The organism is Hydrogenophaga sp. NH-16, from assembly GCF_004006415.1.
Lineage (GTDB): Bacteria > Pseudomonadota > Gammaproteobacteria > Burkholderiales > Burkholderiaceae_C > Hydrogenophaga > Hydrogenophaga pseudoflava.
On sequence record NZ_CP029344.1, the window covers coordinates 829,861 to 843,299 of the forward strand.

General features: G+C 63.4%; 10 protein-coding genes, 1 tRNA gene and 2 pseudogenes. 2 read left to right on the forward strand and 11 right to left on the reverse strand.

The genetic code is table 11. From position 1 onward, the window contains the following. Positions 1–18: 18 nt before the first annotated feature. From DD542_RS04020 to DD542_RS04030, 3 genes are read right to left on the reverse strand one after another with little or no spacing between them, the layout of a single operon-like run. Positions 19–1,221, reverse strand: coding sequence for a type III-B CRISPR module-associated Cmr3 family protein (locus tag DD542_RS04020; protein ID WP_127803973.1), 1,203 nt, complete (start codon positions 1,219–1,221; stop codon positions 19–21). Beyond that, entirely contained in the window at positions 1,218–3,077 is a 1,860-nt protein-coding gene (cas10, locus tag DD542_RS04025; RefSeq protein WP_127803975.1) for a type III-B CRISPR-associated protein Cas10/Cmr2, read from the reverse strand. Before cas10 ends, DD542_RS04020 begins: the two co-directional genes overlap by 4 nt. Next, positions 3,074–4,627, reverse strand: a complete 1,554-nt coding sequence (locus tag DD542_RS04030; protein WP_127803977.1) for an RAMP superfamily CRISPR-associated protein — start codon at positions 4,625–4,627, stop codon at positions 3,074–3,076. Before DD542_RS04030 ends, cas10 begins: the two co-directional genes overlap by 4 nt. Before the next feature lie 387 nt (positions 4,628–5,014). Between DD542_RS04030 and cas6 the strand changes: the two genes are divergently transcribed. Next, positions 5,015–5,686, forward strand: coding sequence for a CRISPR system precrRNA processing endoribonuclease RAMP protein Cas6 (gene cas6 / locus DD542_RS04035; protein WP_164868335.1), 672 nt, complete (start codon positions 5,015–5,017; stop codon positions 5,684–5,686). A 533-nt stretch (positions 5,687–6,219) separates the two neighbouring features. On the opposite strand, the pseudogene DD542_RS04040 reads toward cas6, so the two are convergent. The 7 genes and pseudogenes from DD542_RS04040 to DD542_RS04070 all read right to left on the reverse strand — a co-directional run bounded on the left by DD542_RS04040 (position 6,220) and on the right by DD542_RS04070 (position 11,425). Further along, positions 6,220–7,423, reverse strand: a pseudogene (locus tag DD542_RS04040) (IS91 family transposase). Positions 7,424–7,430: 7 nt separating this feature from the next. Continuing rightward, a pseudogene (locus tag DD542_RS04045) lies at positions 7,431–7,790 on the reverse strand (tyrosine-type recombinase/integrase); the annotation flags it as partial. Between the two features lie 147 nt (positions 7,791–7,937). Further along, positions 7,938–8,013: transfer RNA gene (locus DD542_RS04050), tRNA-Ala, on the reverse strand. A 35-nt stretch (positions 8,014–8,048) separates the two neighbouring features. Further along, positions 8,049–8,852: a flagellar motor protein MotB gene (locus tag DD542_RS04055; protein WP_127803981.1), complete on the reverse strand. Its 804-nt coding sequence runs from the start codon at positions 8,850–8,852 to the stop codon at positions 8,049–8,051. A 3-nt stretch (positions 8,853–8,855) separates the two neighbouring features. Then, entirely contained in the window at positions 8,856–9,656 is an 801-nt protein-coding gene (locus DD542_RS04060; RefSeq protein ID WP_127803983.1) for a MotA/TolQ/ExbB proton channel family protein, read from the reverse strand. Between the two features lie 97 nt (positions 9,657–9,753). After that, complete coding sequence (locus DD542_RS04065) at positions 9,754–10,650, reverse strand: NAD(P)-dependent oxidoreductase (RefSeq protein WP_127803985.1); 897 nt, start codon at positions 10,648–10,650, stop codon at positions 9,754–9,756. A 61-nt stretch (positions 10,651–10,711) separates the two neighbouring features. After that, complete coding sequence (locus DD542_RS04070) at positions 10,712–11,425, reverse strand: GntR family transcriptional regulator (RefSeq protein ID WP_079366023.1); 714 nt, start codon at positions 11,423–11,425, stop codon at positions 10,712–10,714. A 96-nt stretch (positions 11,426–11,521) separates the two neighbouring features. Between DD542_RS04070 and DD542_RS04075 the strand changes: the two genes are divergently transcribed. Then, positions 11,522–12,415: an alpha/beta hydrolase gene (locus tag DD542_RS04075; protein WP_127803986.1), complete on the forward strand. Its 894-nt coding sequence runs from the start codon at positions 11,522–11,524 to the stop codon at positions 12,413–12,415. On the opposite strand, the gene DD542_RS04080 is transcribed toward DD542_RS04075, so the two are convergent. Next, positions 12,408–13,385: a GMP reductase gene (locus DD542_RS04080; protein ID WP_066159096.1), complete on the reverse strand. Its 978-nt coding sequence runs from the start codon at positions 13,383–13,385 to the stop codon at positions 12,408–12,410. The genes DD542_RS04075 and DD542_RS04080 overlap by 8 nt on opposite strands. Between the last annotated feature and the right edge of the window lie 54 nt (positions 13,386–13,439).

Genomic DNA, 13,439 nt, shown 5'->3' on the forward strand with positions numbered 1-13,439 from the left:
CAGGGTGCAGAAGCCTTTTCATGCCAGGCCGACGAAGCCACGGCCCCATCCGTTCGCCCGCCATGGCATGAGGTCGGTGTCTTTGCACAGGCTTTGCCCCCAGAGCCTGGGCGCATCGCCACTGGCAAGGTCGAACCAGAACACGCTCCCCGCAGGGACCACTCGCCAGGGACGACCGGGCCCAGCAAATCCTTGCTCGTCGAGTTGCCAGCCGGAGTAGCTTTGTGCCCGGCTGATGGCGGCCGCCACCAGGGTGACCCGCACCGTGCCAGTCGGCGTATCAATTGCGCCCCTGATGGACTGAGTGGCGGAGTCATAGGCCAGACCTTCGGGTCGCCACCCTCCTTCGGGGAATACCGCAGGAGTGGTGAGGACAAAACGAACGCGAGTTGCACGATCCAGCCCATTCGGCTGGGCCGGGTCTTCCCAAGGCAGGCTTGGGTGCTGCCGTTGCTCAAAGCGGACAAAGCGACCTTCTCCGCCCAGGCGACGTATGCAGCCGTGCAGCTCTTGGCCAGCGGGGGTTGACGCAGCGCCCAGGTCAACGGAAATGGCCAATGCCAGACCCTGACCCAGGTTGGCCTGCCTGATTTGCGGGCCAAAGTCGCGCCCAGTGCTTCGGAACAGACCTCCCGTGACAGACCCCTTACCGTGCTGGTCGATGACGACGTGGACACGGGTATCTTCAAGGGTGTCGAGGAATTCAGCATCCACGCCCTGTGGAACCGGCTCGGCTCTTTGCAACCACTGGCTGAATTGTCTCGAAGACCACCACGCTGGCGCTGGATCGGGTTTGCCCTCGCGCGCATCATCTGGGCCTTGGAGTCCCAGCAGTTTCAGTCCTGGCTCCAGATCGGTCCAGCAGCCCTCGGGATCTGCCTGTGGCACCAAGGGCATGATGTAGCCGCCGAGATAGGCGGCGTCAGCCGGGCGAGGCAACAGCAGCGCTGGCGCAGCGTCAGGCTCAAGCCAATCAAAGCAGGCCAGACTGAGCTGGGCCAAGGAGTTGCTGGCATCAAGTCGTGAGTAGGGATCTGGCGCCTGCCCTCGCATTGCGCTCAAGGCAGCGCGCAGAGCGCCAGCCACAGTCGCCGGAAAAGGAAAGGCGAGGCTGTCGCCACCAAGGCCAAAGTCAAGTGGCTTCCCAGTACCGAAGACCAGCGGTGAACGAGGGTGCAGGAGGTACTTTGTGGTGCTCATGTTAGGGGCATGCTGGCTCATTCGTCTTCGCCTGGACTCTGACCTGATAGCCACCGTGCCATCAACAGGTGCGGCAGCGGCGCGAAGTCGCTGGCGTTTTGTGCGGTGAGCCCCTCGCCAGCCAACGTGGTCAGCAGGTATGCTTTGACTTCCTCAGACAAATCCTCGCCCAGAGCCTGCTTCTTATTCAGGATGAGGCTCAGCTGGGCGCGCCAATAGGCTTTGAAGGTCGCAAAGTCATCCTCTGGCGGAATCGCAGACTGACATGCGACAAAGGCTTCATGAAGCTCGTGCGGCAGACCCCGTGGCAGTTTTTGCTCACGACCCAGCCAGCGCGTCCAGGTCTTCAGCCGTCCGATCGATGGCTCATCGTCCCAGCGGATGCGCGCTCGAAGTTCAGCTCCGGAGCGTGGTTTAGCGACAAGGCAAAAGGCATTGCGTTGCTGTTCCGGCGGCAGGTTAGCGCCCTTTGCTGCTTTTTCCGCCCTGCCGGCGAGTTGGCGCACATCGCCCAGAGGCTCAAGAAAGTGGGCAATGGCAATGCCGACACTGAGTGTGGGGCGCTCTGACTCGGGGATCCCGCAGCGGGCGGCGGTGTCGTCGAGCGCACTTTTGAATGTCTCTTGCAATCGATTGGCCGTTTCCAAGGCCATGTGCAATGGCACCAGGCCGAGTACATCGTCACCACCGGAGTAGATGCAAGCACCGCTGCACTGGGCCATGATCTCGGGGACAGACTGCGCGAACGCCGTCAATGCCTGACTGATCGCACGGTGTCCTTCCGAGTTGATCGCGCCTTCGTTGGCCTTGTCGATGAGCTGGCCCATCTTGTCGCCGTCTGCCAGCAGCAAACCGTAGTAGGGGTTGGGCGGTCCGAGTTGCTTGTAGATGCTCGCCAGCAGCTGGTCCAGCGCCTCCAGCTGAGCATCGGTTTCTGGATCCGCCTCCCGGGCTTCGTCCATGCGGGCCCGGCCTGCAGCAATCCGATGGCGGTATAGCAGTTGGGCGTCAAAGGGCAAAGCCTGAATCCAGGGGTATTCGGCATACTTGCCTTTGAGTTCGGTCCCTTGGTCTTCGGCCGCGAGCCGACGGAGACGCTCATGGAGTTCCCGTGCTTTCGCTGCAAGGGCCTCGTTCGCGTACAGCCGCTCGACCCATTCCTGAACGGCCACGCGAGCAGATGGAACGAATCCGCGCTCTCGGCCGATAACCCGTTTGACCATGGCGCTTGTGTCCAGCTGTTCCGCTGGCTCGATACCCAGGCGCTGGCGGTGGCGAGTCGAAGCCGACTCGCGCAAAACCGTGGAAAGCGCACCATCGAGCGACGACTTTGCTTTGAGGTAGGTGTCTGCGTACGCCGAAAAGCAGCGAGAGTTCTTGCGGTTGGCCATGAGTTCACGCAAGCGCTGGTTGGCAAGTGCGTACCCGTCGCCTCCCTGGGGGGCGATGGCGCTGTAGATTTCAACTACATCACCCAGTTGTGCGGCCCAGATGCGACTGTCGAAAAAATGTTCGGCACCCTCTTTTCCCAAGGCCTTTTCCATTTGCTGGAGCGCCTGATTGCAAAGGGTATGCCACCGGGCGCGTGCAGCCTGCTCCGCGCGGCCGACCACCGCGCGGGCATCGGCAAGACTGGCCGACTCCAACTCAGCAAAAACGATATTGGCCACCAGGAACGCATCAGCTTGCAGAGCGGCCTCAGGGTCATTCGGAGCGTAGGGGAATATGAGGGAGGCTCCGGCCCGATGTAGGCTCAGCGCCACTGCTTTGCTGATTTCGGAGAGGATGTAAGACCCAAACCACAGGTCTCGGGTCCGCCGAGCATTGGCAATGAATCCTTGCACCGGACCAAGGTTGACTTGAAGGAGATGATTCATACGCGCTCGTGCTTGTACTTATTAAAGAAGTTGATGAATGCGCGAATCGGATCTCCCCGGATGGGCGCATCTTGGTTGCCTACAGCACCCAATAGCGCAGACCTAAGTGGGTCTTCCCGTGGGCGTGCCTCGTTGCGAGTGCTTGACCCCATGAGACGGGTGGCTGTAGCTTGTCCGTCGGGCGTGGAGATGTCGGGCCACCACCTGCCTGGCGGGAGGGGAGCGGCCCTGGGGATGGCAACCCATTTGTCTAGTACGTCGTGCCAGTGGTCCTTGAAACACAGTGCGGCAGGGACGAACAACCCATTGTTATGTCTGACGACTGTCACCAGCAGTGGACTTGCATAGCGCTCAAGTGCTGTTTCTTGCTTTTGGAACGCAACTTCCCCTTCATGGGGCTCACCATGTCCTTTGAATCGGTAGACGATTGGAGCGCCAAAGAGTAGCTCCGGCGTAGGCGTGTACTCGGAGAATGCACCACCTTTATCCAGATCCCGTGGAATGGGGTGCCCTCTTCGGTTAGTTGCCTTTCGAACTGCATTCGCCAGGTGACCATAGCTCTGTTTCATGCGCTGGCCACGTTCGTTTTTCTGCCGTGCCTGGCGGTAGGTGCGGTAGGTTCTGAGCGAATCAGTCCAAGCCTGCAAGGCATTGCCTGCAGACTCGAAATCACGTAGCGCGTGGTTGCTTCCGAACGCTTCTGTGAACCAAGGCACTTCTTCATCCCAAACATCTGAGAGCTTCAAGAATGCAGGCAGCATGGTTTCCGGTTTTTCGATGAGCCTTGATCTGCCCATCCCTCTCGATGTTCTGGCGCCCACACCCCCGAGTTTCAGCCACGCGTTGATGGCGTCCCTAACTTGCGCCTTTTGTGCATTGCCAAGGCCCTCGCGCGCCATATGTATGTGGAGAGACCAGCGCACACCCGGGAGCACGATCTGATGCACGGGTAAATCGGCATCCGTGAAAAGCCCAGGGACGCTCGCCAGTCGCCGGCTGTAATCTCTGTCCTGGGCGCTCCATCGCTGACCTCTCGCACCATTGAACTTAGAAAGAACCGCCTCGGGTACTTCGGTTTCTTTAGGCTTGGCGACCCATAGCGCAAAAAAACTGGGGTCGTCATCCGGTGTCAGCTTCGCCCTCTGATGATTGATTCGAAAAGGAACATAGGGCATGTATTGTTGTTCTGTGAGAGGCTCGCACAGAACTCTGACGCGTACCCTTGCACCAGGGTTTTCATTTCCGTCAGCAGCAGCTCCCCAGATAGCGGCCATGTCCCGATACAGCCCTTCACTGTCGTCCCGGTGGCGTTGCCGGTTTAGCAGCCACCACCAGTGGCGCAGACTGTTTCGAATGGCGCGAGGGCGAAACGGCAGCAAGAGATCGGCTTGCCCGGCTTCGCTGCCACCACCATAGATCGGGGTAATGGTCTCCAGCGACAGCGTTACGCTGTGCCAGGCCGTCTCTTGAGCGCCTGAAGCAATCTTTCGCAGATCGTCCAGAGCAAGTGGGTCGGCGGTTGGTACGTCACAGGCATCGGCTAGAGGCATCAATTACCTTTCAGAGGAATAGATCGCGCTGTACCAACGAGCCGAATGGCTCACGCAACTTCACTATAGCCTTTCGCACTTCTTTGTTGCAAGATGTGACGTCAGGCTGACTGCCCCACCTTCGCTACATCCCGGATGAATTCACCCGCAGAGTTTCCAGCTTGCCTTCATGTGGCACTTGATGTGTCGTTTTCGAAAGGTCGAATCTCAGGAGTCGCAGCTCCAGAGGTTTGGCGTGCTGCCATCAAGGATCAATTACTCATTCACGCGCCACCTGCGCAGGCCGAACGCCTTCTCGCTCCGCTGAGTCAACAACAAGCCGGTGGAAACATCGACTGTCCTGGTTTCATGGTCAGCAGCCGAGAGACGGATCGAGGAGCGCGGGTGATGCTGAAGTTCCTGGGCGATGCCTGGCGTGACTCGGTGCTTTGCTTCCTGGCATTGCAGACCGCTTTGTCCTATGGCGTTGGGAGACAGTTGGTGACGGGCGGTGTGACCGGCCTGTCCGTTTTCGATGGCCAGTTATGGCAGCCGATTGCCATTCCGTTGAAGGCTGAAGAAATGCGCGGCTGGTGCCGATCTCCTCAAGTGCTCAGCGGTCTGCCATTTTGGAATGACGATGTAAAGGCCCCGGTCGCCACTCAATGGGTTCTTAGAACGCTGAGCCGCTGGTTCTGGACAAGCAAAGGCCGTCTTGTCAGACGTGTGCCCGATTGGGCTGATGTGCTGAACCTGGTGGAGCAGCGACTGTGGCGCGCGGGCGAGGCTTGGGGAGGGGAGTCCTGGGCTACGGTGGCGGTAGATTGGCGTTCAAAGCTTGAGGAATGCCGTTCCACTGCTGGAGGCAGTCGGCGCATTGACAGCTCCTGGTCCATTCAGCGGCGTGTTGTCGGGGAGAAGAGGTATCCAAGTCACGGATTTTCTGGATGGGTTCTCTACGAAGGCGAACTGACCGAGGACGTCTGGGAGTTGCTCCGTATCGCGAGCTTTCTACATGTTGGCCAGCAAACCTCCATCGGATTGGGCAGCTTCACGTTGGAGCGCTGCAAGGGTGGATGAAAATCTTCTGCCAAAGTAGGTGTTTGCCCTGAATGCATCCGCACAGGCGCTTGGCCAGCTAGGGGTTTGGTCTCACCGGACTAGGTCGGTAACTGTTCAGGGTCGAGCGCACCAGTTCGTCCGCGATGTGAGCGGCCATTCCCGAGCTTTGCACCTTTGGCCCCTGCCTAACGACCGGTCCAGTTAAGGGTTGTAGGACGCCCTCCCGTGCAGGCGCGCCGACAACTCACGCATACCACCAAGGGTGGGCGTCGTACAAGCCTCTAGGGAGGAAACCGCGGGGAGTACCAATCTGGGCGTACCAGTTGGCAGCTATGGTGATTTGACGGAGTGCAGTGTTGCGGGGAGCGGTATTTGCGCCGCCTGATCCCGGAGTGATGTCGTCAATGCTGAGTGCCGCGCGGTTTCAGAGGAACAACTGCAGCAGTTCTTGCGGGTCCAACACGGTGGATTTCCGATTCGGGCGCAGCTGTTCCCTGCGAGCCGTGGTGAGCCCGCTCCAGACACCAGCAAGCTTGCACATGCCAACGCGGTCATGGTGGCCTTCGCTGGTGCGGTATGCGAATGGGCTGCCCCCGTGCGAACGTCTCAACGATGAGCATCATCGCTCCGCAGTGAACGCACACGAAGGTCGGTCGGACCGGCTCAGCACCGGCACACCCGGTCTTCTCGATCTGTCTGACTGGCGCCTCAGGCACAAGCAGCTGGCGCGCCTGCTCGATGCACTCCCGCCGATGGTTGTTGGCCAGCAGACCGTAGTGCCGGATCCGGTGGAACCCGCTAGGCAGCACGTGCAGCAGGAAGCGGCGCATGAACTCCTCGGGCGAGAGCGTCATCGTCTTGTGGCGTGTTTTGCTTTGACCTCGGCCCTTGTTGCGGTAGTCCTTCCAGCGAAACGTCACCCCATGCTCGTCGTGCGCCACCAGGCGCGAGTTGGAGATCGCGACCCGGTGCGTGTAGCGCGAGAGAGGTCAGCACAGCCTGTGGACCCGCAAACGGCTTCTTGGCATAGACCACCCATTCACACCGTCGCAGCGGCGCGAGCCATCGCGCAAAGGCCCTCGGGTCCGCCAGCGCGGTGAGCTCCGAGAAGAACTTCAGCGTGCCCGCGCGGTGCTCCTGTTCCATTGCTTCCAGGAAGAGCCGCCTGAACAGACGCGAGAGCACGCGCACCGGCAGGAAGAAACCCGGTCGGCAAGCCACCCAACGCTGGCCGTCGAGTGAGAGCCCACCGCCGGGCACGATGCCGTGGACGTGCGGATGGTGGGTGAGCGCCGAACCCCAGGTGTGCAACACCAGGGTGGCGCCGATCTGCGCACCCAGGTGCCGGAGATCAGCGGCGATGGTGCGCAGCGTCTGGGCCGCCACCTCGAACAGCAGGCCGTAGACGACGGCCTTGTTCCAGTACGCGATCTCGCTGATAGGCGCGGGCAGCGTGAAGACCACATGAAAGTAGTCCACGGGCAGCAGATCGGCCTGGCGCGCATCCAACCACCGCTGTGCAGCACTGGCCTGGCACTTGGGGCAGTGCCGGTTGCGGCAGGAGTTGTAGGCGACCTGCAGGCGCTGGCAGTCCTGACAGCGCAGCACATGTCCTCCCAGCGCCGCGCTGCGGCACTGTTCAATGGCTGTCATGACCTTGAGCTGACCCAGGCTCAGGTGGGAGCGCTGGGCTTGCCGCCAGGCCGGCCCGTGGGTGCGAAAGATGTCCGCTACCTCCAGGGCAGCGGTGCCCATAGTGGGCCTACGCGGTGCTCAGTTGCTCCAGCGGACTGACCACCTCGCGCAGGATGTCGGTGGCCACTTGCGCGTACATGGCCGTCGTCTCCAGCTTCTTGTGCCCGAGCAGGACCTGGATCACGCGGATGTCCACCTTCTGCTCCAGCAAGTGGGTGGCAAAGCTGTGGCGCAGGGTGTGCATGGACACGCGCTTGTCGATGTTCGCGGCATCGGCCGCCATGTGAATGGCGCGGTTGAGCTGCCGAGTGGTCAGCGGTTCGACCGGGTTCAAGTCTGGGAACAGCCAGCCGTCTTCGAGCATCTTGCCTTGCGCCCGGGCCACACGGCACCAGATCCGATACCACTGCTCTAGGGGGACTCGCGCTGGATTGGCTGAGTGGCTCTATGCTCGAACTAAGTAACCAGAAGTTGAAAAGCCACCGATCAAAGAATAGGTGGCTTCACTTTATGTGGGTCTTTTTGTGGGACAAATCTTGCTTTCTGCTGTAACCCATTGATTTTTATTTGGTAATGGTGGAGACGAGGAGGATCGAACTCCCGACCTTCGCATTGCGAACGCGACGCTCTCCCAGCTGAGCTACGTCCCCACGAATCGTCAAAATTTTATCAAACCGAGACGGCTTCAGCGTGCCTGGCCGGAGGAAGGCGGTGTCCGTTCCATCGTCAGCTCCACGCGCCGGTTGTGCACCCGGTCGACCGGGTTGTCGCGCGAGCCCAGCGGGCGCGTGTCGGCGAAGCCGCTGGCTTGCACACGCTGCGGTGCCACGCCCCGTTCGATAAGGTAGCGCGCCACAGCGGCGGCGCGTCCTGTGGACAGCTCCCAGTTGGAGGGGAAGCGCTCGGTCTGGATCGGGACACTGTCGGTGTGGCCTTCGACCACCAGGCGGAGGTTCGGATCGCTGTTGAGCAGGGGGATCAACCGGTCCAGCACGGGCTGGCCTTCTGCGGCCAGGTGGGCCGCGCCAGACTCGAACAGGATCTCGCTGCTGATCCGGAAGCGCACCGCGTCGTCCGTCATGATGATTTCCACGTCCGCACCCAGCTGGTCCAGCGGCAGGCCGTTGAGCGTCTTGGGCAGGGGAGGGGCGGCTGGCGCTGCCGGTGGCTCGGGCGAGGTCGGTGGCACCGCGGGCGGCACGATGCTGCCGCTGGGGTAGGGGGCTCCTGGCACCGGTCCGATGGCCTGTGTGGGCGCACTGTCTGCCTTGGCCTGCTGGCTGTCCTTGCCTTTGCCCGGGCCCGCGAAGGCGAGCAGCACCACCATCAGCACCAGGATCAGCGTGATCACGTCCAGGTAGGTGATGAGCCAGCCTTCTTCCTCCACCTCCACGCGGGAATCGACGTGCCAGCGCCGGTAGCGGCCGACCGCAGTCGATACGCGGGGCTGGCGGGCAGGGGAAGGGCCTGTCTGTGAAACGACGGCCATGGTTCAGCGGGTGGCCGGGCGGGGGGGGCGCCGACGGTCATCGATTTCGTCGTCGTACTGGGCGACGAAGGCCTTGAGCGTCTCGCGCATCAGCGAGGGGCTGCGACCCACACACATCATCGAGATGCCTTCAAGCACCATGTTCATCAGCACCAGGCGTTGCTCGGTGCGGCGTTCCAGCTTCACCGCGATGGGCTTGAACACGAGGTTGGCCAGCAGCACGCCGTAGAAGGTGGTGACCAGGGCGATGGCCAGTTGCGAGCCGATGGCGCCCATGTCACCGCTGCCGACCAGGTCCATCAGGTTGATCAGGCCCAGCAGCGTGCCCAGCATGCCGAAGGCCGGCGCGTAGCTGGCCATGACGCGGAACAGCTGCGCCTCCGCCGCCTCGCGCTGGCGCAGGTGGGCGATGCGCCACTGCAGCAGGTCGATGATCTCTTCCTCGGGCGTACGGTCGATCACCAGCTGCACGCCGGTGCGCAGGAAGGGGTTGGTCACGTGGGTCAGCGCCTTCTCCACCGCCTGCAGGTCGCCCTGCACCCAGAGCTTGGACAGGCCCACCAGCTCCTCGATGTCCTGTTTGGTGTTGAGCTTTTCCTCGCGCATCACCTGCGAGACCAGGTGGAACACGCGCAGCACCTCGCGCAGCGGGTAGCTCAGGAAGGTGGCCGCCAGCGTGCCGCCGAGCACGATGGCGAGGCTCGGAGCGTCGATGAAGTTGCCCGGCTTGTCGGAGCCGAACAGCAGGATGACGGCCATCAGCGCCACGCTGGCCACCATGCCGATCAGGGTGGACGGGTTCACGCCAGGGGCTCCTTGGGATTGCGGTGCATACCCTGGAGATTCTCGGCAGGCCAGCGCCTGCGGACCGGGAGATAAGGGGGGGATTTCCCCTCCTGATTCAGTTCATCCCGTTGCGGCTGGCCAGCTCCATGAACAGGGCCGAGTGGTCCAGATCGGCCAGGCCGTGCTCGGCGGCCTGGGCGAACAACTGCTCGAACAGGCCGGTGATCGGTGCATCGAACCCGACTTCGCTGGCGGTGGTGAGCGCATTGCGCATGTCCTTGAGCTGCACCGTGACGGCGGCTCGCTTGGCGAAGTCGCGCTCGACCATGCGCTGGCCGTGCACCTGCAGGATGCGGCTGTCGGCAAAGCCACCGCTGATGGCCTGCTTCACCTTGCCCATGTCGGCGCCACCCTTCTCGCACAGCAGCAGAGCCTCGGCCACGGCACCGATGGTGATCCCGACGATCATCTGGTTCGCCAGCTTGGCCAGTTGTCCCGAGCCGTGCGGGCCCACATGGGTGGCGCGGCCGAGCGAGGCAAAGACGGGCAGGGCGCGCTCGAAATCGGCCGGCTTGCCGCCCGCCATGATGGCCAGCGTGCCAGCCTCGGCACCCACCGTGCCGCCCGAGACCGGGGCGTCCAGGTGGTGAACGCCCAACGCGGCCAGGCGCGCGGCGTGGTCGCGTGCCTGGCGCGGCTGGATGGACGACATGTCGATCACCAGGCTGCCGGGGCGCAGGCCATCGGTCGTGCCCAGGCCGAACAGCACCTCTTCGACCACGCGGCCGTCTTCGAGCAGGCAGACCACGATGTCGGCCTGGGCCACGGCGTCGGCCGGGCGGTCGAACACCTGGGCGCCGAAAGGCAGCAGGCGCTCGGCCTTGGCGCGCGAGCGGTTCCAGGCGCTGATGCGGTGGCCGGCTTCGCACAGGCGGCGGGCCATGGGGAAGCCCATCATGCCGATGCCCAGCACGGCAATGGACAGGGGCGCGGTGGCGGATGCGGAGGTCATGAGTCCGGGGGAATAAAAAAAAGCGGTTTCCGGGAGTGTCCCGGAAACCGCTTGAAGTGGTTCAACGAACCACGGAGTTGTCGGGGCTGGGCGCGCTGGCAGCGGGGGCTGCCTGGGCACCCAGGTACAGGCTGGCCTGATGGCTGTGCTCGCGCATCAGGGCTTCGGCATGCTCCGCATCGCCCTGCGCCACGGCCTGTGCGATGGCGGTGTGTTCGTCCCAGACCGGGTCGCGCAGGCCATCGTGCTGCAGGGCCTCGCCCATGGCGCGGCGGATGTGGTGCCAGTGCAGCAGGGCACTCTGTTCGATCAGCGGGTTGGCCGAGGCCTGGTAGAGCGCGCGGTGAAAGGCCAGATCGGCGTCGATCATGGCCTTGATGTCGCCGGCTTCCACGGCCTGGCGGCCTTGTTCGATCAGCGCCGGATCGAGGTGCGCACGGCGCTCGGCGGCCAGCCGGGCGGCCAGGGTGTCCAGCGCGCCGCGCACCTCATACACCTGCGCGATCCAGGCCGGGTCCAGCGGCGCCACCTGCAGGCCGCGGCAGCGGCCGGCGTTGCCCGCCAGCGGCGCGTCTTGCACGAAACCGTCGCGCTTGAGCAGGCGCAGCGCCTGCATCACCGGCTGGCGCGACACCGCCAGGCGCTCGGCCAGCTCTTCCTGCGTGATCCGTTGCCCGGGCGCCAGCGCGCCCGCGCTGATGGCGTCCAGCAGGGCGCGGTAGACCTGGTCGACCAGGTCGGGCGCGGTTTCGAGTTGCAGGAGCTGGGCAGTCATGGTGTGTATTCTGTACTCTGTATACAGAATACGTCAATTCGATCGCCAGCAGGCTGTCAATGGCCTGACGCTTCCCCCGTGACACAATTTCCAGCCATGAACACGCCCCTCCCACCCGACCCGGCCTGGCTCGATGCCCAGTACAACAACCGCGCCCTGGTACCCGACCATGCGCAGTACTTCGAGCGCTGGGCGCGTGATTCGAAGGCAGCGCGCGAACATCTGGTCTGCCTGCCCGACCTGGCCTACGGGCACGGACCGGGTGAGACGCTGGACCTGTTCCCCGCTCAGCGCCGCGACAGCGACCCGCTGGCGCCAGTGCTGGTGTTCATTCACGGCGGCTACTGGCGCAGCCTGGACAAGTCGGACCACAGCTTCCTGGCTCCGGCCTTCGTGAAGCAGGGCGCCTGCGTGGTGATTCCGAACTACGCGCTGTGCCCGGCGGTCACGATTCCAGACATCACGATGCAGATGGTGCAGGCCCTGGCCTGGACCTACCGCCACATCGCGGTGCACGGCGGCGACCCGCGCCGCATTTCCGTCGTCGGCCACTCGGCGGGCGGGCACCTGGCGGCGATGCTGCTGGCCTGCGAATGGTCGCGCTTTGCGCCCGATCTGCCCGAGGACCTGGTCTACAACGCGCTGTCGATCTCCGGCGTGTTCGACCTGGAGCCGCTGCGCCACACACCCTTCCTCAAGGACTCGCTGCGCCTGACGCCCGAACAGGTGCGCATGGCGAGCCCGGCCTGGCTGCCCAAGGCGCAGCCCGACACCGAGGAGGAGCGGGGGGTGCTGCTGAGCGTGGCCGGCGGCGACGAGAGCGCCGAGTTCCAGCGCCAGGCCCGTCTGATCCGAGAGACCTGGGGCGAGGCCGTGGTGCCGATCTGCGAGCTGCTGCCGGGGCTGAACCACTTCAGCGTGCTGGACGCGCTGGTGCAGCCGCGCCACCGGCTGAACCACCTGGCGCGCCAGCTGCTGGACCTCACATGAACAGGTGCTCGCCGGCGTTCTCGCCGCCGAGGATCACGTAGTTCACCTTCTTCAGGTCGCTCAGCTGCGTGCCACCGGCGTAGCTGATCGAGCTCTGCACGTCTTCCTGCATCTCGCGCAGCGTGTCGGCCAGCCGGCCCTTGATGGGTTCGAGGATGCGCTTGCCTTCGACGTGTTTGTATTCGCCTTTGTTGAAGTCGCTGGCCGAGCCGTAGTACTCCTTGTAGAGCTTGCCGTCGACCTCGACCGTCTGGCCGGGTGACTCCTCGTGGCCGGCGAACAGCGAGCCGATCATCACCATGGTGGCGCCAAAGCGCACGCTCTTGGCGATGTCACCGTGGTGGCGGATGCCGCCGTCCGCGATGATGGGTTTGGTCGCCACGCGCGCGCACCACTTGAGCGCCGAGAGCTGCCAGCCGCCGGTGCCGAAGCCGGTCTTGAGCTTGGTGATGCAGACCTTGCCCGGGCCCACGCCCACTTTGGTCGCGTCCGCGCCCCAGTTCTCCAGGTCGATCACGGCTTCGGGTGTGGCCACGTTGCCGGCGATCACGAAGGCGTTCGGCAGTTTTTTCTTGATGTGCTCGATCATCAGGCGCACGCTTTCGGCGTGGCCGTGCGCGATGTCGATGGTGATGTAGTCGGCGCCCACGCCGTCGGCGGCCAGGCGGTCGATCACCTCGTAGTCCGGCGCCTTCACACCCGAGCTGATCGAGACGAACAGGCCCTTCTCGCGCATGCGCTTCGCATAGGCCACGTTGTCTAGGTCGAAGCGGTGCATCACGTAGAAGTAGCCGTTGGCGGCCAGCCATTCGCTGATGGACTCGTCCAGCACCGTCTTCATGTTGGCAGGCACCACCGGCAGCTTGAAGCGCCGGCCGCCGAACTCGATGGAGGGGTCGCATTCGCTGCGGCTTTCCACGCGGCATTTGCGCGGCAGCAGCAGGATGTTGTCGTAGTCGAAGATTTCCATGTGGGCCTTTCAGTCACCCCTTGGTGGGGTGGGTTGGTGAAAAGGCGCTTGGAA

Excerpts from the sequence above, each read along its gene's own strand:
- DD542_RS04020 (WP_127803973.1), bottom strand. The coding sequence starts at position 1,221 with ATGAGCCAGCATGCCCCTAACATGAGCACCACAAAGTACCTCCTGCAC.
- cas10 (WP_127803975.1), bottom strand. The coding sequence starts at position 3,077 with ATGAATCATCTCCTTCAAGTCAACCTTGGTCCGGTGCAAGGATTCATT.
- DD542_RS04030 (WP_127803977.1), bottom strand. The coding sequence starts at position 4,627 with ATGCCTCTAGCCGATGCCTGTGACGTACCAACCGCCGACCCACTTGCT.
- cas6 (WP_164868335.1), top strand. The coding sequence starts at position 5,015 with ATGCTGAAGTTCCTGGGCGATGCCTGGCGTGACTCGGTGCTTTGCTTC.
- DD542_RS04055 (WP_127803981.1), bottom strand. The coding sequence starts at position 8,852 with ATGGCCGTCGTTTCACAGACAGGCCCTTCCCCTGCCCGCCAGCCCCGC.
- DD542_RS04065 (WP_127803985.1), bottom strand. The coding sequence starts at position 10,650 with ATGACCTCCGCATCCGCCACCGCGCCCCTGTCCATTGCCGTGCTGGGC.
- DD542_RS04070 (WP_079366023.1), bottom strand. The coding sequence starts at position 11,425 with ATGACTGCCCAGCTCCTGCAACTCGAAACCGCGCCCGACCTGGTCGAC.
- DD542_RS04075 (WP_127803986.1), top strand. The coding sequence starts at position 11,522 with ATGAACACGCCCCTCCCACCCGACCCGGCCTGGCTCGATGCCCAGTAC.
- DD542_RS04080 (WP_066159096.1), bottom strand. The coding sequence starts at position 13,385 with ATGGAAATCTTCGACTACGACAACATCCTGCTGCTGCCGCGCAAATGC.